General features: G+C 73.8%; 22 protein-coding genes. 7 read left to right on the top strand and 15 right to left on the bottom strand.

What is annotated here, in order from left to right; translation table 11 throughout:
* Positions 1 to 2: 2 nt before the first annotated feature.
* Positions 3 to 1,061, bottom strand: coding sequence for a lytic polysaccharide monooxygenase (locus ABZ862_RS29045; RefSeq protein WP_360964152.1), 1,059 nt, complete (start codon positions 1,059 to 1,061; stop codon positions 3 to 5).
* A gap of 251 nt (positions 1,062 to 1,312) precedes the next feature.
* The gene (locus tag ABZ862_RS29040) at positions 1,313 to 1,444 is read right to left on the bottom strand and encodes a hypothetical protein (RefSeq protein ID WP_360964149.1); all 132 of its coding nucleotides are present in this window, start codon (positions 1,442 to 1,444) and stop codon (positions 1,313 to 1,315) included.
* 147 nt (positions 1,445 to 1,591) lie between these two features.
* On the opposite strand from ABZ862_RS29040, the gene ABZ862_RS29035 reads away from it, so the two are divergent.
* A complete protein-coding gene (locus ABZ862_RS29035) occupies positions 1,592 to 2,224 on the top strand; it encodes a class I SAM-dependent methyltransferase (RefSeq protein ID WP_360964146.1) in 633 nt (210 codons plus the stop codon).
* Between the two features lie 19 nt (positions 2,225 to 2,243).
* Here the strand turns inward: ABZ862_RS29035 and ABZ862_RS29030 are convergent, their stop codons facing one another.
* On the bottom strand, positions 2,244 to 2,747 hold the full coding sequence (locus ABZ862_RS29030) for a DUF402 domain-containing protein (protein WP_360964143.1): 504 nt from the start codon (positions 2,745 to 2,747) through the stop codon (positions 2,244 to 2,246).
* 152 nt (positions 2,748 to 2,899) lie between these two features.
* Here ABZ862_RS29030 and ABZ862_RS29025 point away from each other — a divergent pair, with 152 nt between their 5' ends.
* Positions 2,900 to 3,268 (top strand): GntR family transcriptional regulator, encoded by a 369-nt coding sequence (locus ABZ862_RS29025; protein WP_360964140.1) that lies wholly within the window; start codon positions 2,900 to 2,902, stop codon positions 3,266 to 3,268.
* A gap of 395 nt (positions 3,269 to 3,663) precedes the next feature.
* On the opposite strand, the gene ABZ862_RS29020 is transcribed toward ABZ862_RS29025, so the two are convergent.
* Both ABZ862_RS29020 and ABZ862_RS29015 read right to left on the bottom strand, forming a co-directional pair.
* Positions 3,664 to 4,449 (bottom strand): DUF72 domain-containing protein, encoded by a 786-nt coding sequence (locus ABZ862_RS29020; protein ID WP_360964138.1) that lies wholly within the window; start codon positions 4,447 to 4,449, stop codon positions 3,664 to 3,666.
* A gap of 29 nt (positions 4,450 to 4,478) precedes the next feature.
* Positions 4,479 to 5,573 carry a DUF5925 domain-containing protein gene (locus tag ABZ862_RS29015; RefSeq protein WP_360964135.1) on the bottom strand — a complete coding sequence of 365 codons (1,095 nt, stop codon included), beginning with the start codon at positions 5,571 to 5,573 and terminating at the stop codon, positions 4,479 to 4,481.
* A gap of 179 nt (positions 5,574 to 5,752) precedes the next feature.
* Here ABZ862_RS29015 and ABZ862_RS29010 point away from each other — a divergent pair, with 179 nt between their 5' ends.
* Positions 5,753 to 7,189, top strand: a complete 1,437-nt coding sequence (locus tag ABZ862_RS29010; protein ID WP_360964132.1) for a xylan 1,4-beta-xylosidase — start codon at positions 5,753 to 5,755, stop codon at positions 7,187 to 7,189.
* A 30-nt stretch (positions 7,190 to 7,219) separates the two neighbouring features.
* On the opposite strand, the gene ABZ862_RS29005 is transcribed toward ABZ862_RS29010, so the two are convergent.
* The 5 genes from ABZ862_RS29005 to ABZ862_RS28985 form a co-directional block, all read right to left on the bottom strand.
* Positions 7,220 to 10,894, bottom strand: coding sequence for a lipopolysaccharide biosynthesis protein (locus ABZ862_RS29005; RefSeq protein WP_360964271.1), 3,675 nt, complete (start codon positions 10,892 to 10,894; stop codon positions 7,220 to 7,222).
* Between the two features lie 163 nt (positions 10,895 to 11,057).
* On the bottom strand, positions 11,058 to 11,858 hold the full coding sequence (locus tag ABZ862_RS29000) for a polysaccharide deacetylase family protein (protein WP_360964129.1): 801 nt from the start codon (positions 11,856 to 11,858) through the stop codon (positions 11,058 to 11,060).
* On the bottom strand, positions 11,851 to 12,942 hold the full coding sequence (locus tag ABZ862_RS28995; RefSeq protein WP_360964126.1) for a glycosyltransferase family 2 protein: 1,092 nt from the start codon (positions 12,940 to 12,942) through the stop codon (positions 11,851 to 11,853). The genes ABZ862_RS29000 and ABZ862_RS28995 overlap by 8 nt, the downstream gene beginning before the upstream one ends.
* A complete protein-coding gene (locus tag ABZ862_RS28990) occupies positions 12,939 to 13,760 on the bottom strand; it encodes a glycosyltransferase family 2 protein (RefSeq protein WP_360964124.1) in 822 nt (273 codons plus the stop codon). Before ABZ862_RS28990 ends, ABZ862_RS28995 begins: the two co-directional genes overlap by 4 nt.
* A gap of 361 nt (positions 13,761 to 14,121) precedes the next feature.
* Positions 14,122 to 14,529 (bottom strand): hypothetical protein, encoded by a 408-nt coding sequence (locus ABZ862_RS28985; protein WP_360964121.1) that lies wholly within the window; start codon positions 14,527 to 14,529, stop codon positions 14,122 to 14,124.
* A gap of 268 nt (positions 14,530 to 14,797) precedes the next feature.
* Here ABZ862_RS28985 and ABZ862_RS28980 point away from each other — a divergent pair, with 268 nt between their 5' ends.
* Complete coding sequence (locus ABZ862_RS28980) at positions 14,798 to 15,592, top strand: SGNH/GDSL hydrolase family protein (protein WP_360964118.1); 795 nt, start codon at positions 14,798 to 14,800, stop codon at positions 15,590 to 15,592.
* A 29-nt stretch (positions 15,593 to 15,621) separates the two neighbouring features.
* Here ABZ862_RS28980 and ABZ862_RS28975 read toward each other — a convergent pair whose 3' ends face one another.
* The 4 genes from ABZ862_RS28975 to ABZ862_RS28960 all read right to left on the bottom strand — a co-directional run bounded on the left by ABZ862_RS28975 (position 15,622) and on the right by ABZ862_RS28960 (position 22,047).
* Entirely contained in the window at positions 15,622 to 17,238 is a 1,617-nt protein-coding gene (locus tag ABZ862_RS28975; protein WP_360964116.1) for a serine/threonine-protein kinase, read from the bottom strand.
* A gap of 45 nt (positions 17,239 to 17,283) precedes the next feature.
* On the bottom strand, positions 17,284 to 18,930 hold the full coding sequence (locus tag ABZ862_RS28970) for a sulfite exporter TauE/SafE family protein (protein ID WP_360964114.1): 1,647 nt from the start codon (positions 18,928 to 18,930) through the stop codon (positions 17,284 to 17,286).
* Positions 18,927 to 20,351, bottom strand: a complete 1,425-nt coding sequence (locus tag ABZ862_RS28965; RefSeq protein WP_360964111.1) for a tetratricopeptide repeat protein — start codon at positions 20,349 to 20,351, stop codon at positions 18,927 to 18,929. Before ABZ862_RS28965 ends, ABZ862_RS28970 begins: the two co-directional genes overlap by 4 nt.
* A gap of 127 nt (positions 20,352 to 20,478) precedes the next feature.
* Positions 20,479 to 22,047, bottom strand: coding sequence for a DUF4331 domain-containing protein (locus tag ABZ862_RS28960; protein WP_360964108.1), 1,569 nt, complete (start codon positions 22,045 to 22,047; stop codon positions 20,479 to 20,481).
* A 221-nt stretch (positions 22,048 to 22,268) separates the two neighbouring features.
* Between ABZ862_RS28960 and ABZ862_RS28955 the strand changes: the two genes are divergently transcribed.
* The 3 genes from ABZ862_RS28955 (at position 22,269) to ABZ862_RS28945 (ending at position 24,047) form a co-directional block, all read left to right on the top strand.
* Positions 22,269 to 22,811, top strand: a complete 543-nt coding sequence (locus ABZ862_RS28955; RefSeq protein WP_360964105.1) for a sigma-70 family RNA polymerase sigma factor — start codon at positions 22,269 to 22,271, stop codon at positions 22,809 to 22,811.
* Positions 22,808 to 23,662: an anti-sigma factor gene (locus ABZ862_RS28950; RefSeq protein ID WP_360964103.1), complete on the top strand. Its 855-nt coding sequence runs from the start codon at positions 22,808 to 22,810 to the stop codon at positions 23,660 to 23,662. The genes ABZ862_RS28955 and ABZ862_RS28950 overlap by 4 nt, the downstream gene beginning before the upstream one ends.
* 115 nt (positions 23,663 to 23,777) lie before the next feature.
* Positions 23,778 to 24,047: a hypothetical protein gene (locus ABZ862_RS28945; RefSeq protein WP_360964100.1), complete on the top strand. Its 270-nt coding sequence runs from the start codon at positions 23,778 to 23,780 to the stop codon at positions 24,045 to 24,047.
* Between the two features lie 268 nt (positions 24,048 to 24,315).
* Here ABZ862_RS28945 and ABZ862_RS28940 read toward each other — a convergent pair whose 3' ends face one another.
* Positions 24,316 to 25,473, bottom strand: a complete 1,158-nt coding sequence (locus ABZ862_RS28940; protein ID WP_360964097.1) for a type ISP restriction/modification enzyme — start codon at positions 25,471 to 25,473, stop codon at positions 24,316 to 24,318.
* Between the last annotated feature and the right edge of the window lie 10 nt (positions 25,474 to 25,483).

Here is a 25,483-nt window from a genome sequence, read left to right as displayed (position 1 = left end):
TGTCAGCGGCCGCGCCGCCCGCCGCCCACGGCGCCCCGCCGCCGTACCGAGGCGAACAGGGCGGCGGAACCCAGAGCCAGGGTGGCCGCACCCCCGATCGCGTAGTACGGGGTGCCGGCGCCGCCGCCGGTCTCGGCGAGGCCGACGACGGCGCCGTCCGCCTCCGGACGGTTGACGGACGTGGGGTCCGCCGGTGCCACCGCCACGGAGGTGGTCGGGTCCGCGGTGGTGGAGGCGTCGTCGTCGCCGTGGCCGTGGTGCTCGACGGTCGACCTGTCCGCGCCGTCGGCGATCTGCTCGTCGGAGGGCGAGGAGGCGGCCGGCGCCGGCGTCGCACCGCCGTTCTTCGTGCCGCTCGCGCCGCCGCTCCCGCTCGGCGAAGCGCTGCTGCCGACGCTGCCGCCGCTGACGGCGGAGGCGCCGCCGAAGGTGACGTCCGAGCAGGAGTAGAAGGCCTCCGGGCTGTCCGACCGCTGCCAGATCGCGTAGAGCAGCTGCTTGCCGGAGCGCTCCGGCAGTGTGCCGGAGAAGGTGTAGAAGCCGCCCGCGGCGACCGGGTCGGTGGCCGTCGCGACCGGGTGGGCGAGATCCAGGTCGGCCCAGGCGAGCGGCTTCGACGGGTCGTATCCGGACTTGGTGAGGTACACGGTGAAGGTGCCCTTGTGCGGGGCCGTCACCCGGTACCGGAAGGTGTAGGAGCCGCTGTTCACCGCGGTCGCGGGCCAGTCCGTGCGGGCCAGGTCGAGGCCCTTGAACTCGTCGTTGTTCGCGCTGCACAGCCTGCCGTCCGGGATCAGCGCCTGGTGCTGCCCGTTCGCGTCGCCGATGCGGATGCCGTTCCAGTCGTAGAGCGCCTGGGTGCCGCCCGCCGCGACGACCGCCTTGCAGGCCGCGGACCTCGGGTTCTCCGGGCCCTCCGCGTAGCACTGGGCCACCCGGCTGACGGGGTCGCCCATCGTGCCGTGCGCGGCCGCGGGCACGGCGGCGAGCGCGGTCAGAACGAGCGGGGCGACGCCGGCCGCGGTGATCACGGCGGCGGTCTTGAGACGGCGAGCAGGCATGCCGGAGCTCCTCGGAACGGTCCTGGGCGGGGCGGGTCACGGGGGGAGGCCCGCGGGCGGGACCCCGTGGGGACGGGGTCCCGCCCGCGGTGGATCCCTGCGGCGGATCCCGTGGGGGGTGATCCGAACCTAGCCCGGGGAGCCCGTGAAATCGCCTGCCGGAAGCGCCGGGAGGACATCCTTATGGTCGCGTTAAGGGAGTGCTGAGTCTGGCATCAGACAGCGGGTCCGGCCGCGGTGGGCCGGACCGGTCAGCCGTCGGGCCACCAGGTGCGCGCGATGTCCTTGCGCACCTCGGGACGCCCCGCCGGACGGTCCTCGGGCTCGTCGCCGGTGCGGCGCTCGGTCTTCTTCAGGGGCTTCTGCACGGTGATGCGGCGCATGGCTGCCTCCTTCGAGCGTCCACCGGGTTCCGCGGTCCCGCGGCGGCAGACCCTTGGGGCGAGAGTTCCTCATCGGAGCCGGTCTGTCAGTGGCGGCTGTCACGATTCGAGTGTCAGTGGCAGGTGTCACCTTTGGGAGTTATGAGCATGAATCATGACGAAACGGTTCCCCCGGCGGCCACCGGAACAGGAGCGGCGGAGGTCGACTGGGACGCCGAGGCGGCCGGTTTCGACGACGAGCCGGACCACGGGCTGCGCGACCCCGAGGTGCGCGCCGCCTGGGCACGGAGACTGCGCGGCTGGCTGCCCGCGCGCCCCGCCGATGTGCTCGACCTCGGCTGCGGCACCGGCAGTCTCTCCCTCCTCGCCGCCGAACAGGGCCACCGGGTCACGGGCGTGGACCGCTCCCCGGCCATGGTGGAGCGGGCCCGCACCAAACTGGCCGGGCGCGACGCGGCGTTCCTCGTCGGCGACGCGGCGGCGCCCCCGGTGGGGGAGCAGCGCTACGACGTGGTCCTCGTCCGCCATGTGCTGTGGACCCTTCCCGCGCCCGCCCGGGTGCTGCGGCAGTGGCGCGCCCTGCTGCGCCCCGGCGGACGGCTGGTACTGATCGAGGGGGTGTGGGGGACGGCCGGCCCCGTCGGCATACCCGCCGACCTGCTCACCGGCCTCCTGGAGCCGCTCGCCGGAGAGCTGCGCGTGGAGCGGCTGTCCGACGACCCGCTGCTGTGGGGGCGTGAGGTGACGGACGAGCGGTACGCCGTGGTGGCGGTGGTGTGAAACCGGCGGGCCGGACCGGTCAGCCGCCGAGAAGAGCGTCGAAACCACCGTGCAGGGCGAGCCGTTCCAGCTCGTCCAGCGCGGCCACGGCGGTTGCCGCGGCCTGAGGGTCCCGCTCGGTGAGGCCGCTCGCCGCGAACTCGTCCTCGTCGAGGCGCCGTACGTCCGTGCCGTCCGCCGAGCGCCACAGGTCCAGGTCGAGGTCCTCGACGACCAACCGCGCGCCGGTCAGTACGGCGGGCCGGGTGATGTCGCAGTACCAGCCCTTGCACACCCCCGACGCGTCCCTGACCTCCTTCACGGAGTACCACCGGCCGCGCCAGTAGTGCTCCGTGAAGACGTCACCCGCCTCGAAGCGCACGAACCCGAAATCACGGGCCACGTCGCCCGCCCAGGGCGCGCGCACCGTGACGCGGTCGCCGTCGTCGGCGAGCAGTTCCGCCTCGTACCGGATCTTCGTACGGCCGCCCTTCACCAGGACGACGTCCAGCAGCCGTCCCGGTCGAGCCGATTCCGTCGGCATACCGCACCTCCGTCGCGCAGACCCCGACCCGGCCCGGACCGGAGCCGGGGCGGGCGGGATCACCGTCATCGGGGCGCACGTTACGGGGGACGGACGGCGGACGCCTCCCCATTTTCCGGCGGGCGCCGGGCGGGTGCGCGACAATGCGTTCCGTGAGCCTGAAGATCCGCATCGACGACACCGCCCCGCCCTTCGAGCAGGTGCGCGCCCAGATCTCCGCGCAGGCGCGGTCCGGGGCGCTGCCGGTGGGCTACCGGCTGCCCACGGTGCGGGGCCTCGCCGAGGCGCTGGGCCTGGCCGCGAACACCGTCGCCAAGGCCTACCGCGCCCTGGAGACGGACGGGGTGATCGAGACCCGCGGGCGCAACGGCACGTTCGTGGCCGCCGCCGGCACCGGCGCGGAACGGGAGCTCGCGGCGGCCGCCCAGGCCTTCGCCGAGCGGGCCGGCCGGCTCGGCGCGGACGAGGCGTCGGCCCTCGCCGCCGCCCGTGACGCCCTGCGGGCGCGCTACGGCACGTAGCGCCTGGCCGGCGGATCGGACCGGGGCTGCGAGCGGCCGGCACCCACCCGAGCGTGTCGGGCAGGCCCCCACTCCCAGCGGGGGACCCGCCGCACGCCCCACCCGCTCACCCGAACCGGTGGGGCGGCCGGATTCCACCGGCCCGATCCGCCGGGACGGGCCCCGGTCCGGGCGGGTTCCGGTCCGCTCGGGTGGCTTCGGTCTGGCGGGGGCCGGTCCGTCGGGAGGCGCTCCGGTCTGGCGGGGCGGGCCTCGGTCCGGACGGGCTTCGGTCCGGCGGGGCGGACCCCCGTCCGGACGGGCTCGGTTCGGCGGGGCGGGTGTCGATCTGCCCGGACGGGCCTCCGCCGGTGCGGGACCGCCGCGGTGCCGGGCGGAACGGTGTGGTGCGAGGTCTACGCCGTCGCCACCCGCCGTTCCCGTACCTCATCCGGTGTTCGGGTCGCCGTCAGGCCCGCTCGGCGTGCCGTCTGTGCGAAGCGCACCGCGTCCGCCACCGCCGCGCCGCCCGGGTCGTTGTTGAAGTAGGTGAACACCTCGGCCCCCGGTGCCCAGGTCGTGGCGATGCGGTCGACCCAGGTCTCCAGGCTCCGTCGCCCGTAGCGCGGCCAGGGCTGTGCGCGGCCCTCGTGGAAGCGGACGTAGCCCCAGTCGGCGGTGCGCCACAGCGGGGTCGCCGGGCGGGCGAGCACATCGGCCCAGCACAGTGCCGCACCCCTGGTCTCCAGCACGGTCCGTACCCGGTCGGTCCACCAGGAGTCGTGCCGTGGTTCGACCGCGACGCGGGCGGCGCCGGGGAAGCATTCCAGGCAGGCGTCGAGGAGTCCGGGGTCGGCCCGCAGGGTGGGCGGCAGCTGGAGGAGGACCGGGCCGAGCCGGCCGCCGAGGCCGGCGGCGTGGCCCATCAGCCGCTCCACCGGCTGCGCCGGGTCCTTCAGCCGTCTGACGTGGGTGAGGAAGCGGCCGGCCTTGACCGCGATCATGAAGTCCCCCGGCACCCGCTCCCGCCACGCGGCGAAGTTCTCGTGCGTGGGCAGCCGGTAGAACGCGCTGTTCAGCTCCACCGTGGCGAAGCGCGCCGCGTACGCCTCCAGCCACAGCCGCTGCGGACACCCCTCCGGGTACAGCACGCCCCGCCAGTCCCGGTACTGCCATCCGGACGTCCCGACGAACAGGGTCACCGGTTCATCAAAGCACCGGCGGCCCGGACCTACAGATACAGCCCCGCGTCCACGCCGTCCCGCGGCTCCGGCACCGCCGTGGGCGAGGTGCCCCGGCGCAGCGCGTACAGCTCCGCCAGCGTCGCCCCGTCACGTCCGACGCCCTCCTCGGTGCCCAGCCAGCCGACCGCCTCCCCGTGGGTCAGCCGCCCGACCTCGATGCGGGCCAGGCACCGGCCGGGCCGCACGACGGCGGGGTGCAGCCGCTCCAGGTCCTCGTTGGTGGTGACGCCGACCAGTACGTTGCGGCCCTGGCCGAGCAGCCCGTCGGTCAGGTTCAGCAGCCGCGACAGCGCCTGCCCCGCCGTGTGCTTGGCCTCGCCCCGGATCAGCTCGTCGCAGTCCTCCAGGAGCAGCAGCCGCCAGCGGCCCTTGCCGGCCCCGTCCTCCTCGCCGATCGCGATGTCCATCAGATAACCGACGTCGGAGAACAGCCGCTCCGGGTCCAGCACGCAGTCCACCTGGCACCAGTCCCGCCACGAGCGGGCCAGGGTGCGCAGCGCCGAGGTCTTCCCGGTGCCCGGCGGGCCGTGCAGGAGCAGCAGCCGTCCCGCGATGTCCTCGGGGGTCGTCTTCATCAGGCGGTCCATCGCGTCCGCCACCGGTCCCGTGTAGTTGCCGCGGACCTCCTCCCAGGTGCCCGCCGCGATCTGCCGGGTCGTGCGGTGCGGGCCGCGCCGCGGGGAGACGTACCAGAAACCCATCGTCACGTTCTCCGGCTGCGGCTCCGGTTCGTCCGCCGCGCCGTCGGTGGCCTGGTCGAGGATCTTCTTCGCCAGTTCGGCGCTGGTCGCGGTCACCGTGATGTCGGCGCCCCGGTTCCAGCGGGACACCAGGACGGTCCAGCCGTCGCCCTCGGCGAGGGTGGCACTGCGGTCGTCGTCCCGGGCCACCCGCAGCACCCGGGCGCCGGACGGCAGCAGGTCCGCCCCGGAGCGCACCCGGTCGATGTTCGCCGCATGGGAGTACGGCTGCTCGCCCGTCGCGAACCGGCCGAGGAACAGCGCGTCGACGACATCGGACGGAGAGTCGCTGTCGTCGACGTTGAGCCGGATCGGCAGCGCGCCGTAAGGGTTCGCAGACATGCCGCCCATGATCCGGCACCCGACGGCCCCGTGCACCCGGTTTCCGCACCGGACGGCGGAGTGTCGCATCCTCCCGGAACCGCCCGTACGCGTGTTCGCCCGTACATGTGTTCCGCCGGTCTCCGTCCGCACGCGGACGCATGGCCCCGGCCCCGTCCCCGCCGTTACTGTGGCCCCCGATGGGACGTCATGGGTGGAACCCGGGGGCCCGGTGGTGGCGGCTGACCGCTCTGCTCGGGGTGGCGGCGGTCGTGCTCGCCCTGGTGGTGACCCTCGTCGACACGCTGCCGGACGGCGGGAGCACCGCCGGTACGACCCGCGACGGCGGCCGGGTGCACGGCACCCCCGCCACCCCGCCCCACCAGGACGAGCCCTCCGTGGGCTGGGGGTTCACCCACACCCGGTACAGCGCCGACGACGGCGACGACACCGCCGTCGCACGCGTCGAGGGCCTGCTGTCGAAGGCCGGGGACGTGCCGCAGAACCAGCACATCATGGGCTGGGGCGCCGACAACCCCGAGCCGGTGAAGGGACATTACGACTTCGGGGCACTCGACCGCCGGATCGACCTCGTGCGCGCCTCGGGCGGCACGCCCGTCATCACGCTGTGCTGCGCCCCGGACTGGATGAAGGGCGGCAGATCCGGTGCGGACCGTACCGACTGGAGCGAGGCGGCCCTGGAGACCGCCCCGACGCCCTCCCACTACGCCGACTTCGCCGCGCTCGCCGCGACCGTCGCCCGGCGCTACCCGGACGTCACCCACTTCATCGTGTGGAACGAGTTCAAGGGCTTCTGGAACGACGCCGAGGCCCGCTGGGACTACGAGGGCTACACGAAGATGTACAACCTCGTCCATGCGGCGCTGAAGAAGGTCGACCGGAACATCATGGTCGGCGGCCCCTACCTCGACATGGACAGCGTCGACCCGCGCGACACGAACGCGTCCACGGCCGTCAGGGGCCCCTGGGGCGCCGTGGACCAGCGGGTCCTCGACGCCTTCGGCTACTGGAACAAGCACAGGGCGGGCGCGGACTTCGCCGTCGTGGACGGCTCCACCTTCACCCGCGACGGTGAACTGCTGCCCGACGCGTTCGGCGCCACCGCCAAACTCACCGCCGTCGGCGCGTGGGTGCGCAGGCAGACCGGTGGCCTGCCGCTGTGGTGGGCCGAGTACTACGTCGAGCCCACGCCACCCGCGGCACCCGCCGGCGGCGACGGCGGGCGCACCGGCTGGACCGAGACCCGCCGCGTCGCCGTCCAGGCCGCCGCGCTGATCGCGATGGTCAGAGGCGGCGCCTCCTCCGGCTTCTACTGGAACCCGGAGGACGAGAAGGGCACCACCTGTCCGGGCTGCCTGTGGACCCCCACCTCCGGCGCGGACGGCGGCACGGCCCTGCCCATGCTGGGCCTGGTCACACGGTTCGGCACGGAGTTCCCGCCCGGCACCCGCTACCGCACGGTGTCCGTCGCCCCGGACGACGTGCCGAACGTACGGGTCCTGGCCACCGACCGGACCGTCCTCGTCGTCAACACCCTCGACCGCACCATCAGCGCCCGGATCGACGGCAAGCGGTTCGACATGGGTGCGTACGAGGTGAAGTGGCTCGCGCGCTGAACCGCCCGCGAGCCGCCGACCCGCCCCCGCTCACCCCCGCCCCATCGTCAGGAACCGCTGCACCAGCGAGGCGAACAGCACCGCGAGCAGCGGCAGGGAGAACCAGAAGCTGTTCTGCAGCAGTCGCAGCCGCCGTATGCCCGGCCGCAGCGCGACCCGGACCGTCTCCCGTGCCGTCAGCAGCACCAGCAGTGCGAGAGCCGCGAGCCCGCCGACCACCGACCAGGGCGTCCAGGTCACCCGCGGCCCGGCCGGCCCCGGATCCGGCGCCGGGACCGCGCCCGCGGGCGGCTCGCTCAGGGCGTACACGGTGGCGTCGCCGTCGGCGAAGGCCTTCCGCAGCTCCGGCCGCCGGTCCAGGTGCGCGGTGAGCCGCTCCCCCCAGCCCGCCGGATACCCGACGTCCATCCGCAGATACGTCACCTGGCCCTCGCCGACCATCAGATACGAGTTCGGGCCCGCGTCCTCGAGCGCCTTGACCAGCCCCGACACCAGCGCCGGATCGGTTGGGGCGAGGGTGGGCACGTAGTCGACCCGCTCCATGTCCCGCGCACCCCACGGCATCGCCGGAGTCACGTCGTCGACGGTGTCGTCGCTCAGCCACAGCAGCCGCACCGTCGGCCGGTCGTGGGCGTACACCCAGTCCATGGCGGCGACCTCGCCGGGCCGGGTCCGTTCGAAGGGCTCGTTGCCCCAGCGGGCCACCAGGAAGCCGCCCATCAGCAGCAGGCCCGTCAGCAGCGCGGCGAGCGGGGCCAGCCGGGCCGGACGGCGCCGGTCCTTCGCGCGTTCCCCGGCGGTGACGCCGACCCGCGGGAACAGGGCCAGCCCCGCCAGCAGGGCCGCGCCGGGCACCGCGAACATGAAGACGCGCAGCGCCATCTCGCCGCCGTAGGACTGCATGCCGAAGCCGAGGAACGGGACGAACGTCAGGACCGGCAGCGAGCGTTCGCGGTAGCGGTTCCTGCGCCGCCGCCACCAGCCGAGGCAGGCGAACGCCATGATCGAGCCCGCCAGCAGCACCCGGGTGTAGAGGACCAGCCGGTGGGTGGTGTCGCCGCCCTGGATCCGCCCCGAGACGGAGGTCCGGACGTTGCTCCCGACACCGCCGACGCCGCCGAACAGGTCGTCGAAGTGCCCCGACCAGTACGGCTCGGCCATGAAGCCCAGCCAGGCCGCGGCCAGCACCGCGCACAGCAGCGGCAGCCCGCGCAGTTCGCAGCGGCCGGTCAGCACCAGCGCGGCCAGCACGCCGAGCATCACGAACGGGGTGAGCTGATGCGCCGGGACGGTCGCCGCGAACAGGCCGATCAGGACCATCAGCAGCACCGTCCGCTGCCGCCGGCCGGCCGGTTCGACCTCCGTCTCGCCGGGCCGCAGCCGGGTCCACAGCATGCGCGGGGCACGGAACCAGACGAGCAGGACCGCCACGAACACCAGATAGAGGAGATAGGTGAAGCCCTGCGGGGAGAAGTAGTCCTGGCCGACCCAGCCGCTCAGCACGAAGATCCAGACGCCGGTCCACCGGGCCCGCCAGCCCGCCCGCAGTGAGCGGGTGAGCAGGAACATCGGCGCGAGGTAGAGGAGCTGGACCGTCAGCGGCCACCAGCGGACCACCTCGGTGAAGTCCGTGACGCCGCACGCCCGGCCGAGGAACGCGGCCGCCGCGAAGAAGCCCGGCCAGCTCCAGCGGGCGTCCAGATCGGGTACGGCCGAGCCGGTGCGGTCGATGTAGTCGAGGAAGCCGAGGTGCTGCCAGGCGGTCGGGAAGCGCGGCTCGGTCTCGATCACCGCGGGCAGCGCGTGCAGCGACACCACGGTCGCCAGCAGTGTCACCAGCAGCAGCGCCCGGTGCTCGCGGTGCCGCCCCAGCAGCGCCGCGAACACCACGACCAGCAGCGCGGCCCCGGCGAGCGTCGGCAGCGGCAGCACGGAGACCAGGCCGAGCCCGCCCATCCGGTCCAGGTCCGCCTCACCGAGGCGCAGCGCGGGCAGCCAGTAGAGGAGGAGCGCGGCGGTCAGCAGCGCGCCCAGGACGGCACCGGCGCGGGTGGGCCGCGCGGGGCGGTCCGGCGCGGGCGGTCCGGCGGGCGGCGGGGGTTCCGCCGGACCGGCCGCCGCCGGCACGGGGCTCCCGGCGGAGGGCGGTGCCGGGAGCCGGCGTTCCTCCACCGGCGGCCCGGCCCCCGGGGCCGCCGCGGACCCGGCGGCCCCTACGGCCCCCCGCCCCGGGGCGAGGGTGCCGGGATCAGGGGTGCCGGAACCGCGGGGGATGCCGGCCGGCGTACCGCTGGGCGGGGTTCCGGGACCCGGGCGGACGTCGGGACGCCGCTCCTGGTGGTCGAAGTCGACATGGATGCCGAGCCCGAGCGCCAGGGTGTCGCTGTCCAGCGCCCAGGCCGGTCTGCGGCGGGACGGCGCTGCGGCGTCCGCCGGGACCTCGCGCGTCCCCAGGTCGGCGAGGTCCCCGTCGGGTGCGATCGCCTCGGCGACCTCGGTAGGCCGCCCCGCCCTGACGGTCCGGTAGAGCCTGGGCGCGGCGATCGTCACGATCACCGCGAGGCTGGAGATCTCGGCGACACCCGCCCCGGTCAGCCCCATCCGGGGGAGCAGCAGCAGCGTCAGCCCGAGCACCAGCACGCACAGCAGCCCCTGCAACCACGCCAGTCCCGCCGTCCGGCTCTGGGCGCGCAGCACCGCGAAGTACGTCTCCATGACGACCCTGAGCAGCGCGCCCACCGCGAACAGGCGCAGCAGCCCGGTCGCCGTGTGCGCGTACCCCTCGCCGAAGACGTGCAGGATGACGGGGGCGCCGAGGAACAGCGCCCCGCACACCGGCAGCATGATGCCGGCCATCCTCCGCAGCGCGGCCCGGGTGTCGGCGGCGAGCCGCGCCGGGTCGTGGGAGCCCTCGACGGTCAGGGAGGCGCCCATGTTGATGGCGAGCAGGTTGACGGTGCCGCCGATGGTGGTGGCGATGTAGAAGTACGCGTTGTCCGCGGAGCTGACCTGCGAGGCCACGATCACCGGGACCAGATAGACCACGGCGAGCGAGAACAGCGACCCCGTGCAGTCGCCGGCCAGGAAGGTGCCGATCTCCTTCAGCGACGGCGGTCTCGCGTGGCCCTCCGTCGCCTTGACGTGCCGGGGCACCAGACGCCGGAAGACCAGCAGGCCGAGCGGGACCGCGGAGGTGGCGATGGCGGCGACCCAGGACACGAAGACGCCGGTGGCGGGGACGGCGGCGGCGAGAGCGATCAGCAGCGCCAGCTTCACGGTGGAGAACACGGTGTTGCCGACCGGCACCCAGGGCGCGCTGCGCAGTCCGGTCAGCACGCCGTCCTGGAGGGTGAGGAGGTTCCAGGCGACGACGGCGACGACGAACCCGAGCCCGTCGGCCGTCCCGTGCAGGAAGCGGTACGAGGGCCCCCACGCGTCGAGCGTCAGCAGGAACACCCCGGCGGCGACCGCCACGACGACCGAGCTGCCCGCGTAGGTGCGCAGGACGAGCGGTCCGGTACGGGGTCCGGCGACCGGGATGAAACGGGCCAGCGCCCCGGTGAGGGTCACCGCGGTGAGCCCGGCGAGGAGTTTCATCGCGGCGATCGCGGCGGAGCCCTGGCCGACGGCCGAGTCGGAGTAGTAGCGGGCGGCGACCAGCCAGTAGCCGAGGCCGAGCACCGCGGAGATCCCGGTGTTGAGCATCAGGGCGTAGGCGTTGCGGAACAGCGGGTTCCCGCCGCGGGGTGCCCGCCCCGGGCCGGGCAGCCAAAACCGCCGTCCCGGCCCGGGCGGCTTGCCGCCGCCGGGCGCGGCGCCCGGCGCCGGGCCGCTGCTCGTGCCGGTGTTCGTGCTGGTGGTCGTCGTGTCAGACACGGGAACCGAAGGCCTTCCGGCTGATCTGTCGTGCTCTGCGGACCAGGGCGTACCCCCGGGTGAGGGCGTGGTCCCGGGCGAAGTCCCGGGCGATCGAGCGGCCTTGGACCATCCGCTCGAACTCCCGGAGGGTGGTGCCGCGGCGCACCGTGAGCCGTTGCAGCGCGTACGGCCCCTGCGCGCGCCGGGCCAGGTGATTGCCGACGGCGAGCGCCTGCGCGTACCCCGCGTCCCGTACCGCCCGCCGCACCCGGCGGCCGGAGTAGCCGTAGGGGTAGGCGAAGGAGACCGGGGCGGTGCCCAGTTCGGCCGCCACGATGCTTGTGCAGCGCTCGAGTTCGGTGCGCAGCGCGTCGTCGCCGAGCTGGTCGAGCTGGGGGTGGGTGTGGCTGTGGCCGCCGATCTCCACGCCGGCGGCGGCGAGTTCGCGCACCTGGTCCCAGTCGAGCATGGTGTCGAGGCCGCCGCCCGTGTCATGGGCGCCGCGCAGCCAGCCGGTGGAGACGAACAGGGTCGCCGGGAACCCGTGTTCGACGAGCGCGGGCAGGGCGTGCCGGTGCACGCCCTCGTACCCGTCGTCGAAGGTGATCAGCACCGGCCGGGCGGGCAGCGCCGCGCCGGACCGCCAGCACGCCGCGAGTGCCGCGGTGTCCAGGGGCGTGAACCCCCGGTCCGCCAGTACCGCCAGCTGGTCCGCGAAGGCCTCCGGCGCGACGGACAGCCCCCGGGTGGCGTCGTTGGGCGCGACGGCGACGGAGTGGTACATGAGCACGGGCACCGCTCTGTCACTCACGCCCCGCCTCCTCGGCTCCTGCGACACCACCGGAGATCGCGGTCCCCGCGGGGCGCACCCGGTGTCCACCGGCCGGAACCCGTGTGCCGTCGGTGCCGGGTCCTGTTCCCGGGGCGATCTCCGGTACCGAGAACGCCGTACCGCCGCGCCGGGACCCGAGGGTGCCGACGAGGTAACCGGCCGCCGCCGTGAGGACACCGGTGACGATGGCGCCCGCCCGGCCCGCGCCGCCCGGGCGGCCCAGGACCGCGTCGCGCAGGCCGCGGGCCACGCCGGCCGGGAGGACGCGGGTGGTGTAGCGGCGTTCGGACTCCAGGCCCCGGGCGGCGCCGACGCTGCGGGCGACCAGGGCCTTCGAGAGGCCCTCGGCCCAGACGCGGGTGCGGAAGTAACGGAAGTCCTCGCGGGCGGCGGGCACCCGGTGGTGGATCACCGCGCGGTCGTCGATGAGGAGGACCGCGTCGGGGCGGGCGCGGGTGAGGCGGATGCACAGCTCCGTCTCCTCGCAGCCCAGCGGGCGCCGGTCGCCGTCACGCCCGATGCCGGTGGCGAAGCCGCCCGCCGCGTCGAACGCCGTGCGACGGAACGAGGCGTTGCCGCCGAGGACGTTGCGCACCCGCACCCGGCCCGGCGGCAGGCCCCGGTAGGTGCAGCCGACCACCCAGTCGAACTCCTCAGGGAACCAGCCGGGCCGCCGCCCCGACGCCCAGACCGGCATCGTCCGGCCGCCGACGGCCATCACCCGCGGATCGGTGTACCCCTCGGCGAAGCGGCGCAGCCAGTCGCGTTCGGCGACGGCGTCGTCGTCGAGGAACGCGATCACCTCGCCGTGCGAGGCGGTGATGCCGGTGTTGCGTCCGGCGGACAGTCCGCGCGGGCCCGCGTTGGCGAGCACCCGGACACCGGCTCTCTCCTCGAACTCCCCGGCCAGCCGGTCCAGCAGGGCCCGGTTGTGGTCGACGACCAGGAGCGTCTCCAGCGCCGGCCGTGACTGCGAGCGCACCGAGTCGACCGCCGCGAGGATGTCCTCCCAGCGGTCCTCGGTGTAGACGCAGATCACGACGGAGATGTCGGGACCGCTCAAGACACCTGCCTCCGCACCGGCTCGAGCAGCGGGGAGCGGTGTTCCCGGCGCCGCAGGTCCCGCCGGTTGGAGCGTTCCCCGAGGATGACCTTCAGCACCCGCAGCCCGTCCCGCACGGCGCGCAGATTGCTGGTGCCGTGGATGCGGAGGTACTCGTGGCTCGGTATCTCCTGCACCTTCAGCCCCGCCTTGACGACCCGGATGTTCATCAGGGTCTCCACCTCGAAACCGGTGCAGTCGAGGTCGATCTTGTCCAGGCAGTGCCGCCAGAACGCGTTGTAGCCGTAGCACAGGTCGGTGTACCGGGCGCCGAACTTGCGGTTGACGACCGTGCACAGCGCCCAGTTGCCGAGCTTGCGGACGAACGTCATGTCGTCGGTGCCGCCGCCGTTGGCGAACCGGGACCCCTTGGCGAAGTCGGCTCCGGAGACCAGCGCGGACACGTACGACACGATCTCGTTGCCGTCGGCCGAGCCGTCCGCGTCGACCATCACGATGATGTCGCCGGAGCACGCCGCGAACCCGGTGATCAGGGCGTCGCCCTTGCCCCTGCCCTCCTGCCGGACGACTTTGACGTCCGGTCGCAGATCGCGGGCCACCCGGACGGTGTCGTCGGTGGACCGGCCGTCCACGAGGACCACCTCGTGGATCCAGTCCGGCAGCGTCTTGAAGACGTACGGGAGGTTCTCCGCCTCGTTCATGGCGGGTATCACCACACTCACCGGTGGCGCGATGGCCAGGTGAGAGGAGACGGGACGGTACGTGACCGACCTCGACGGATCCCGGCCCGGGACCGGCGGGCGCAGAACTGAACTCATGAGTCTGGTCCCTCTCGTCCGGCGGACCGCCCGCCCCTGGGCGGCCCGGCTGAGTGTCCGGTTCGAAAGGGGGGTTCTCACCCGGGGCATGACGGAGCGGCTCTCCGCGCATGCCGGGCGAGCCGGCAAAAACGGCCGGCCGCCCGTGACGAACGGCAACCGGTCCCGTGGCACGACCCGGCACCAGTGCGGTCACCGAGCGCGGCACCCCCCTGCCCCGCGCCGGTTCGTCCGGCTCTGAGCCCTCCCCTGGAGCCGTGTGCGTGACGGACCGATGCGGGTGAGATGTATGACGGTATTGACGATTGAACCCATATGGCAAGGCCAGGATCGAGGCCTCACGTTTTTGACGGTTTGACCGTCAGACAACTTTGGCAGACCTTGTTCCGCCGCGCGATCCGAGTCTGCGCATCCGGTGGACGAACACCGCGGCGAACACGGCCGAACTGAAGACGGTCACGGCCACGACACCCCCGCGCACCGACCACCGGTGGACGGCGAGCATGCCCTGGGCGACCAGCATGTCCACCACCACCGCGGCGGCGAGCGAGACGAGCGCGCGGGCGAACGGATCCAGCCCGCGCAGCAGCGCGGCGACGGCCGCCGCCGGTGCGGCTGTCAGGAAGAACAGCGTGCAGGGCCCGCGCAGTGGCGAACCGTCACCGGTGAGCGCGAGCACCGCGCCGGCCCCGGCGATCCCCGTCGCGGCCCCTGCGAGCAGCGGTGCGAGGTCCCTCGGTGAAGCCGTGCTGATCCCTGTGGTCCGCATGGGTGGCTTTGCCCCCTGAAGCGCCGGATGCCGGGCTTCAATGTCGCGCAGCTCCGCCGGGGCCGTCAAGGCGGCCTCCCGCCGCCCGGCCGGCGGTCCGGGGGCTGACGCCGGGTCACGGCGCCTGCGCCGGTGCGTGCGCTTCACGTGGCCCGAGTGCGCCTGCTGTTCCCCTTCGAGCCCCTCAAAGTTTTGGCATGAACACTTCCGGTCAACACGCGTAGCTGGTACCACAGTTACAGCAGAGATCCTGCTATAGGGAGGTTCCATGAGACGTTCCCGAATTACCGCATATCTCGCCACGATCTTCCTCGCCGTCGGCCTCGCCCTCACCGGGGCCACCTCGGCGAACGCCGCGACCGGCGGGTATGTCGCTCTCGGCGACTCCTACTCCTCGGGAGTCGGCGCGGGCAGCTACATCAGCTCCAGCGGCAGCTGCGACCGGAGCACCAACGCCTACCCCTACCTGTGGAACGCGGCCCACTCACCGTCGTCGTTCAGCTTCCTGGCCTGCTCGGGAGCCACCACCGACGACGTCCTCGCCGGTCAGCTCGGCTCGCTCAGCAGCTCGACGAGCCTCGTCTCGATCTCCATCGGCGGCAACGACGCCGGCTTCGCCGACGTCATGACGACCTGTGTGCTCAACTCCGACAGCACGTGCCTGTCCCGCATCAACACCGCCAAGGCGTACGTCGACTCGACCCTCCCGGGCAAGCTCGACGCCGTCTACTCCGCGATCAGCGCCAAGGCTCCCTCCGCCCATGTCGTCGTGCTCGGCTACCCGCGCTTCTACAAGCTCGGCACGACCTGCGTCGGCCTGTCCGACACCAAGCGCTCGGCGATCAACGACGCCTCCGACTACATGGACACCGCCATCGCCAAGGTCGTCGCCAACCACGGCTTCACCTTCGGTGACGTCCGCACCACCTTCACCGGTCACGAGATCTGCTCCGGCAGCTCCTGGCTGCACAGCGTCGACTGGCTCAACATCGGCGACTCGTACCACCCGACGGCCGACGGCCAGTCGGGCGGTTATCTCCCCGTCCTCACCAACGCCGCCTAGGACCTGCCCCGCAGTCAGGTCACGGCCCGTCAGGGAGAAGCCGAGGACGAAGCGGAGGCCCCGCCTGTCGGGGTCTCCGTCGTACATTCCACCGTGAACGGAACCCAGTCCGACACCGCCTGCACCGGTGAGCGGACCTCCACGCGGAGGGCCTCCGCGTAGACCGCGCCGGCGTGGTACGTCGTCACCGTCACCTCGTCCGTCCTCGTCCTCCCGCCGCCCGCCGGGAACGACAGCGTCGTCCACCCCGAATCCGCGACGACGCCGTTCTTCGCCACCCAGCGGTAGGACACCTCCGCCGGCAGCCGCCCCACCGTGAACGTCGCCGTGAAGCCCGGCGCCTGCGCCCCCGGCGGCGGACACGTCCCCGCGTAGTCCGTGTTCGTCCCCGTCACCGTGACGTGCACCGACTGCTCCGGCGCGGCACTCGACGCGCCGGAGCCCGCGGACGTGCTCCCGCTCGCGCTCGCCGACCGGTGCGCGGCGGTACTCGTGCCCGGCGGCGCCGAGGTCACCCCGGGACTCCCACTCCCCGCCGCGCCGCCACCGCCGCCGTTCCCGCCGCCGTTCAGCAGCGCGTACATCAGCCCGGCCAGCGCGAGAGCCAGCGCGACCAGGCCCGCGACCACCGCGATCCGGGCCCGGCGGCCGGGGTCGCCGGCGTCCGGGTGCGACGCGGGAACCGTCGGCCCGGCAGGCCCGCCGGGGCCGGGCCGTACGGCCGGCACCGGCTGCGGCGGCGTGGTCACCGTCGGCTCGTACGGCCTGGTCGGCGGGTACGGCGTCACCGGCACGCGGGCCGTCGGCGCGGTCGGCGAACCGCCCGCCGCCACCACCCGCAGATCCTGCTCGGCCCGCTCCGCCGGCAGCCGCAGCGCCGGATCCTTGCGCAGCAGCCCCTCGATCACCGGGGCGAGCGGCCCCGCCCGGCGCGGCGGCGGCAGCTCCTCGTCGACGACGGCGCGCAGCGTGCTCAGCGGAGTGTCCTGACGGAACGGCGAACTGCCCTCCACCGCCGCGTAGAGCAGCACACCCAGCGACCACAGGTCCGACTCCGGCCCCGGAGTGCGGCCCAGCGCCCGCTCCGGGGCGAGGAACTCGGGCGAGCCGATCACCTCGCCGGTCATGGTGAGCGCGGAGGTGCCCTCGACGGTGGCGATGCCGAAGTCGGTGAGCACGACCCGGCCGTCGTTCGCCAGCAGCACGTTGGCCGGTTTCACATCGCGGTGCAGCACCCCGGCGCCGTGCGCGGCCCGCAGCGCGGCCAGCACCTCGGCGCCGATGCGCGCGGCCCGCTGCGGGGTCATGGGGCCCTCGGCGTCCAGCGCGTCGGCGAGCGAGAGCCCGCGCACCAGCTCCATCACGATCCAGGGGCGGCCGTCCTCGGTGGCCACGTCGTACACGGTCACCACGTTGCGGTCGGTGATGCGCGCCGCCGCCCACGCCTCCCGCTCCAGCCGGGCGTAGAGCCGTTCGACGTCCGGCCGGGGCAGCCCGGCGGGCGCGCGGACCTCCTTGACCGCCACCTCGCGGTGCAGCATCTCGTCACGGGCCCGCCACACCGTCCCCATGCCGCCCTCGCCCAGCGGGGACAGCAGACGGTAGCGGCCCGCGATCACACGTTCGGTACCGGGAACCTCGGACACGGGCGCCCCCCATGACGTCTCGTCCTGATGTATCCCCCGCACGGCTCAGCCCAATGCGGATGCCGCCCCCTTGAGCACCAGACCGGCCCCCAGGGCCACCACCACGAAAGCGGACCCGAGCGGGGCGGTCCGGCGCACCAGCGCCGCGAGCGGCCCGGCCGACCAGCGCGGGCGCCGCTCCAGGAGCCGGTTCATCCCGGCGCCCAGCCGGACGACGGCGAACCCCGCCGCGGTCAGGGTGAGGGCGAGTCCGACGCCGTACGCCACGACCAGCAGCAGCCCGAACCACGCCTGCCCCAGCGCCGCCGCGCCCACCAGCACGACGACCGCGGAGGGGCTGGGCACGAGTCCCCCCGCGAACCCGAGCAGGATCGTGCCGCGGAGGGTGGGGGCGGTGGAGTGGGTGTGGGTGACGCCGTTGTGGGTGTGCTCGACGGCGGTGCGGGTGTGCTCGACGGCGGTGCGGGGGTGTTCGGCGGTGGGGCGGGGGTGCGGATGGTCGTGGGGGTGGTCGTGCGGGTGGCCGTGGTCGTGGTCATGGGGATGCGGGCGGGCGTGCGCGTGCTCATGTGCGTGCTCGTGCTCGTGATGCCCGTGGTCGTGAGGCCCGTGCCCCTGAGGCCCGTGGTCGTGGTCGCGCGGTGCCGTGTGGTCCCGGCCTCGCAGCGCGCGGCGTACGAGACTCGCTCCCGCGCACGTCACCAGGACGCCGCTCGCCAGGCCGAGCCAGCCGATCACCGACGGGGCCGCGGCGGAACCGGCGGTGACCAGGAGGCCGAGGGCGACCACGCCGAGGGTGTGGGTGACCGTGACCGAGGCGGCGAGCGGGAGGACGTCCCGCAGTCCGGCCCGGCCGCCGCGGGCCGCCGCGGCCGCCGCCATCAGGGTCTTGCCGTGGCCCGGCGCGAGCGCGTGCATCGCGCCCAGTCCGATCGCGATGAGCAGGGCGAGGGCGGCGAACCCCGGGGTGAGGCGGTGCCGGGACACCAGGCCGTCGAGGGCGCGGGTCCAGCGGTCCGCGCCGCGCGGCAGCACGGAGGCGGCCGGGGCGCCGCCGCCGTCACCGCCGTCGGCGAGGGCCGGTCCGCCGGGCCGCACGGTCAGCGCGGCCGTGACGGTGTCGGCGGGGGAGGAGAGCAACCCCTTGGGATAGGTGGTGAGTTCGTGCGAGACGGAGGTCTTCGGCACATCGGACGCGCTGAGGGTCGTACGGTCGCCGCGCGCGGTGATCTCCCGCCAGCCCGGACCGGAGGTCACGCCCGCGCTGTGGAAGCGCAGGGAGACGGGGGCGCCCTCGGGCAGCGGTGCGGTGAGCCGGCACTCCACGCGGAGGGTGTGCAGTCCGGCCTGTCCGGGCCGCAGGGCGGCACGGCCGCGGCCGGCGGTGAGGGCGACGCGGTGTCCGCCGGCGGTGACGGTGCTGTCCCGGGCGGCGGTGGCGCACCGCCGGCGTGCCCAGGCGTCGAGGCCGAGCCGCTTCAGCTCCGGCGCGGCCTGTGTCGCGGGGATCTCGGCGAGATCCTCGACGTGGTCGACCCGCAGGGTGCCGGGGGCGGCGACGAGTCCGTCGTAGCGGTTGACGGTGAAGTTGCCGAGCGGGTGCGCGCTGGCCGGGGAGACCGGGAGGAGGAGCAGCGCGGTGACGGCGGCGAGCAGCGCCGCGGCCGTGAACAGCCTGCGTGGTGGGGTCACTTGGCAGCCTCCAGCGCGGTACGGGCGGCTCGTGCGCCCAGCGGGGAGAAGCCCGGGTTGAGCCGGAGGGCCGCGGTGAGGGACGCCCGGCCGTCGGCGTCGTGGCCGGTGGCCAGCTCGATCATGCCGAGGTGATAGCGGAACGAGGCGTTGCGGTAGCCGGTCGCGGTGGCCCGGCGGGTGTAGCGGAGCGCTTCGGTGTCGTGGCCGTTGACGTGCAGGGCCCAGGCGAGGGCGTCCGCGGTGTGCACGGTGTGGCGGCGGGCCCACTCGGCGCGGGCGGCCCGCAGGGCGGCCGCCCTGTCGCCGTGGTCGGCGGCGGCGAGGGCGGTGTCGAGGTCGGCGTCCACCCCGTTGGCGCGGGCGAGGGCGGTCCAGGCGTCGACGAGGCCGTACTGGTCATGGGCCCTGGCCCGGTCACCGGCGCCGCCCCGGTCCTCGTACAGCTCGCCGAGTTCGACCAGCGGGGCGGGCAACGGATAGCGGGAGACCACCATTTCCATGGTCGTGACGGCCCCGGTCCGGTCACCGCTCGCGAACTCGGCGCGGGCGCGGCCCTCCAGAGCGGGGAGGTAGGTGTCGTCGGCGGCGAGGGCACGGGCGTAGTCGGTGAGGGCCGTCTTGTACTGGCCCTGGTTCCAGGCGAGTTGGCCGAGCTGGGTGGCGACGTAGGCGATGTCGCCGCGCGAGGTGGCGCTGTCCAGCGCCTGCCGCAGCACCCGGCGGGCGGTCGTGACGTCGCCGCGCAGCTCGTGGACGTAGGCGTAGCGGGTGAAGACGGGGACGCCGGGGCGGCGGGAGTCGGCGAGGTCGGCGGCCTTCGACGCGTCGGCGTAGCGGCCGAGTTCGACGAGGGCGTCGATACGGGAGCACAGGGCGCGTTCGCTGTAGGGGTTCTGCTTCAGGGCGCGGTCGGCGTACCTGAGGGCGCCCGTGAAGTCGTGGCGGGCGGCGGCGAGCGCGGCCAGCCCGGCGAGGGCCTGGTCGTCGTCCGGGGCCAGCCGCAGGGAGCGCTTCAGGGCCTGCTCGGCCTGCGGATAGCGCGCGGGATCGCCCTTGGTCCGGGCCTGCTCGACATAGGCGAGCCCGAGCGTGGCCCAGCCGCCGTGGTCCCGGGGCTGGCCGCGCAGATGAGCCTGGAGCGAGGCGATCCCGGCGTCCAGGTCCCCGGCGGCCAGCTGCCCCGGCGCGACGGCCTGGGTCACGGCGACGGGAGCGGTCCCCCCGCCGCCCCGGACGGCGACGGCACCCCCGGTGAGCGCGACGGCCAGCAGCACGGCACACCCGGCGGCCCGCCCGACCCGCCCGGCCCGCCACCGCCGCCCGGCCGCCGCGGACCGCCGGGGAGCGGTCGCCCTCTCGTCCTCGGGCCCGGACACCTCGTGCCCCTCCGGCCCGCTGTCGTCACCGCGCAGGGACATCGCCCTCTCCTCGCCTGGTCGTTCCGCCGTGCCGTCGATCGATGCCGGTGGAGGCGGCGCGGCCCGCAGCGTGGGGGACGGTGTGCGGGCCGCGCCTGTCTATGGGGTGGGTGGGGGTGGAACGGGGTCAGTACGGGCGGGTCATACGGCGACGCCACCACGCCACGCCCGCGCCGATCAGCAGGATCCCGGCCGCTCCCGAGGCCGCCGAGGCCGCGATGAGCGTCGTGTTCGAGGAGCCCGAGGACGAACCGGCCGGCTGGAGCGCGTCGCCCAGCTGGTTGCGGACGTCCGCGTCGCCGGTCGTGCCCTTGGCGAGCGGGCCCCGTGAACCCGACTCCGGCTCGGCCAGGTAGGGGAAGGACTTCTCGAAGTTCTTGTCGTTGTGGTCGACCGCGTCACCGAGGTCGTTCTTGGTGCCGACCAGTTCGCCCTCCATCACCTGAAGGGCCGCGTCGACCACGTCGTCGGTGAGCCGGCGGCCGTTGGGGAAGCCCGCGTTGTCGCCGTCGAGGACACCGAGCCGCTTCGGTTTCGCGGCCGGTTCGATCGAGGTGTTCAGCCGCAGTTCCTCCGCGGCCCGTACGTGCGGCGGCTGGTTGAGGCCCTTGACGCCCTTCAGGAACACGTCGACCAGGTCGTTGCGCGGCTCCGAAGGCGCCTTGATCTTGTAGATCGCCTCGATGAGCTTCGGCAGTTCGGGGTTGGTGACGTTCTTCAGGAACTGCGCGTCGTCCCAGGGCGAGGACGCGTTGAATTTGTCCTTGTCCTTCTGCGGGTTGACGACCTCGTTGACCAGCGGGTTGCCCAGCCGTGACACCTGCTCGTAGGAGCCGCGCGCGTTGCGGCGCTGCGTCGTCGACCAGATGCCGACGACCGGCTGGTGCGCCGACTCGCGGATCATGTCGTTGGGCACCTGGAGGGCGATGGAGTTGACGTTGTAGCCCTTGAGGGTGTCCCGGCCCACCTCGGAGAGGTTCCCGCCGTAGAGCAGGTCGAAGACCCTCAGGTCCAGGAAGAACGGGTCGTCGGCCTGCCCGGCGAACGTCGTCGAACCGCCGGCCAGCTTGTGCACGGCCTGGTGGCGCAGTGTGGCGTAGTCCGGCATGGACGCCTTGCCGACGTCCGACGGCGCGACCGGCACGTCGTCGGCGAGTTTCGTCCTGTACACGACCTTCTGCTGGTGAAGCTTGATGAGGTCGATGTCATACGTCTGGGTGATGTTGAGGTCGGGGTCGTTCAGGCTGGTGACCGCGCCGGTGTTGTAGAGGAAGGTGTTCTTGTTCTTGACGTGTGTCTTGAAGGTGTAGCGGAACAGCAGTTCGCCCTGTGCGTCACCGTTGTTGTCGACGTGGATGTCGTACTGGGCGTCGTCCGCGAACGTGTAGAAGTTCGGGCCGCCGGCCGGCTCCTCGAACGGGATCCAGTTCGCGATGATCGTCGTCGTGTCCGGCTTGTCCGGGCTGACGAACGCGTACACGTCCGTGTTGTCGTACTGCGGGGTCCCCGAGATCAGCGGGGCCTCCCGGTGGCTGGAGGCGGAGGCCGCCCCCGGTTCCAGCGTGGCCACACCGGCGGCCGTGAGCCCCCCGGCGGCCAGCGCGCCGCATATGAGGGTCACGAGGCCACGTCGCGTGGCGCCGCCCCTGGTGGCAGCCGCGCCGCCCCTGGCATCAGGTGTCCTGCCGTCCGTCATCCCGTTCCGTCCTGCCGTCCGTTCTCGGTGCGACCTGCGCTTGACGGACGGGTATACGGAGCGGCCCGGCGGACCGGATTGGTCGCCGGAGAAATTTTCTTTCCCCTGCGCCGGACCCGCGTTTTCGGCACGCTCATCCGTAACACCGTCCGGAGGTGCGATCGGTGCGGATGGCTGGTGTGACGGGACGGGGCCCGTGCGGGCGCGGAGAGGGGAACCGGATGGAGGCCGACGAATTACTCGTCCTCGTGGCGGGCGGTGACCAGCACGCGTTCGAGGAGCTCTACGGTCTGGTGTCCGGCCCGGTGTTCGGCCTCGTACGGCGGCTGGTGCGCGACGCGGCCCAGTCCGAGGAGGTCACCCAGGAGGTCCTTCTCGAACTCTGGCGTTCCGCGCCGAAGTTCGACCCCGCCCGCGGCAGCGCGCTGTCCTGGATCCTCACCCTCGCCCACCGCCGCGCCGTCGACCGGGTGCGCAGCGCCCGCGCCGCCGGCGAACGCGAGCAGCGCGAGGCGCTCCGCTCCCACCACCCCGCCTTCGACCAGGTGGCCGAGGAGGTGGAGGCCGGCCTCGAGCGCGAAGGGGTACGCCGCTGTCTCGACCGGCTCACCGCCCTGCAGCGCCAGTCCGTGACCCTCGCCTACTACGACGGCTACACGTACCGTGAGGTGGCCGAACGGCTGTCCCTGCCGCTCGGCACGGTCAAGACGCGGATGCGCGACGGACTCACGCGGCTGCGCGCATGCCTGGGAGGTGCCGTATGAGCCGTACGCGGCGTACGGGCCTCCTCGGCCGTCTCCTCCACCGGGAGGACCCCCACCTGCTGGCCGCCCCTTACGCCCTCGACGCCCTGGAACCCGCTGAACGCGTGCGCTACGAGAAGCACCTCGACCACTGCGACCGCTGCGCGGCCGAGGTCCGCGCCCTGTCGGAGGACGCGGTCAGGCTCGCCTGGTCCACCGCGGTCCCCGCGCCCCCGGCGATGCGGGAGCGGGTCCTGGCCGCCGTCCGCGGCACACCGCAGGAACCCGCCCCGCAGGAATCCGCCCGGCCGGACCCGGCCCACCGCGCCCGGACCAGCCGGCTGCCGCCGCACGTCTGGGGCGCCCAGCCGCCGCCGCGCGCCCCGCAGCGCCGCCGCGTCCCCGTCTTCGCGCCCTTCGCGACCGCCACGGCGGCCGCCGCGCTCGTGGTCGCCGCGCTCTTCGCCGTCCAGGCCGGCCACACCCAGGACCGGCTCGACGCCGAACGGGACCGCTCGCGTGACATCGCCCACGTCCTCGCCGCCTCCGACGCCCGCGCCACCACGGGACGGGACGCACAGGGCCACACGATCGGAGTGATCGCCTCCGCGTCGCAGGGCGACGCGGTGGTCACGCTCAGCGGATACGGCGCACCGCCCGGCGGACGCGTGCGCCAGCTCTGGCTGATGCGCCCCGGCGCACAGCCGCGCTCCCTCGGCCTGTTCAGCGCCGACACGCCCCTGGTTGCCTCAGGTCTCACCAGATCGGCTGTGTCACTCGCCGTCACCGTCGAGCCCGACGGCGGATCAGCGCAGCCCACTACAGACCCGATTGTCCAACTCGCCTTGAAAACGGTCGGATTCGGAGAGTAGTCGTCAACCCTTTTACCGGGTAGGTGAATCATGTGGCTGAGATACACGAGTGCCCCAAGGGGACGATAGGGTTAACCTGCCCGGGCCGGGTGGACTCGTACGGGTGGGGAGTGACATGGATCAGATAGCGATGCGGAGCAGGGCCAGGGTCCCTGCGATCACCTGCGGTAGCAGCGCGACCAGTTCGCGCCTCGACCGTCATCTGGCAGTGCTGGCCGGACCCGCAGTGCCGCAGCGCGAGGCGGCCGAGGCCACCTCGCTGATGCTGGAGCTGACCACGCGTGACACCACGCGTGAGCGCAGCGGCCCGAACGCGCGCGTGCGCCGGGTCTCGCTGTTCGCACCACTGCGCCGGCTGCGGCGCACCCTGTTCGGCGGCAACTGAGCCGTTCGGCGGCACCTGAGGTTCCCGCCCACCACACGGTCCCGGCGTTCCGCCGCGATCCCGTCTACCGTCATCCCCACGGGGTGCGGCTCCGCCCGGGGCGGTGTGGTGGGCGCATGTCTCCCGACCCCGTGGGTCGTCCCGTTTCCTCACCCCTGTCCCGCCCGGCCCCTCCCCGCCCGGCTCGGTGAACAGAGGCACCCCTGCGGCCCACCGGCTTCGGCGCGTCCGCCTTTCGCCGTCGGTCCCCGGCCGGCCGCACGTCGGCTCACAGCAGGGCGAACTGGCCCTCCGGGCCCTCTTCCAGGTGATTCAGCACCGAGGCAGGTCTGCGCAGCGCGGCCGGGACCGGGAACACACCTGCTCCGGTCAGCTCGGTGGCCGTCAGCGGGGCGGGGTCCGGAGTGTCCGCCGTGGGGTCCGCGATGTCCGACAGCAGGGACAGCACCGTGATCAGTTCCAGGAGTTCCGAGGTCCACGGCTGGGGCCAGACCGCCGGGCGGACCGCCGACAGGGTGCCCGGCGCCGGGGTCCGCGTGCGGGCGGTGAACCAGTGCTCCAGGACGGGGACGCCGTTCACCGTGAAGTCCCACGCCGCCGCCGGGACCGGCGAGACACGGCCCTCGTCCAGGTACAGGGCCTCCTCCTCGCGGTCGTAACGCAGGGTGCGGGGGAAGGCCGGGAGCGGGGCGCGGACGTAGGGGCGGCGGCCGCCCGGCAGCCTGGGACGTTCGCCGTCGCGGCGCAGCAGCCACAGCATCCGGCGGCCCGCCTCGACGCCCCGCGCCCAGCGGCCGGGGTCCGCGGTGAGCGGCACCGTGAGGCCGGGGCGCACGGCGACCAGGATCCAGGCCAGCACGTCCACGGCGTCCGGCTCCGTGCCGAGGCGGGTGGCCAGGTGGGCGAGCAGGCCCGGTGCCAGGTTCGGTTCCAGACCGCCGGGGCGCCGGAACAGCGGGCGTACCCGGCCGGCGCGCAGCATCGGAAGCAGCCCGGTCGCCAGCAGCGGCAGCCGCGGATCGGCACCGCTCTCCACGACGTACACCTGCCGGTCGTCCGCCACCCGCCACAACTCCGGGCGGGCGGCGTCGATCAGCCGGTGATCGGGAATCAGCCACTGCTCGTCGAACGGCGCGAGCAGGACCCGTACCGGCTCGGGGCACGGCCCGGCCGCCCGGACCAGCTTCTCCGTGCCGCCGGAGTGCCCGGGCAGCTGCCCGACCGCCGAGTGCGGGGTGCGGGAGCGCGTCGGCTCGAACAGGGCCTCGCGGTCGGCCCCCTCCGCCTTGAGCAGGGCGTCCCAACGGGCTTTCAGGGACGCCGGGTCAGGGGCCGCCGGCCACCCCCGGCCGAGCCGCGGCGGTGCGACGGACCACGGCATGAGGTCCGCGAGCAGCGGAGCGTCGTCGTGCGTCACGCTGGGCATCGTACGACCT

Origin of the sequence: Streptomyces sp. NPDC047000 (genome assembly GCF_040644295.1) — a bacterium.
GTDB lineage: Bacteria > Actinomycetota > Actinomycetes > Streptomycetales > Streptomycetaceae > Streptomyces.
Note: the sequence above shows the minus strand (reverse complement) of the source record. Positions and strands in the feature narration are given on the sequence as shown.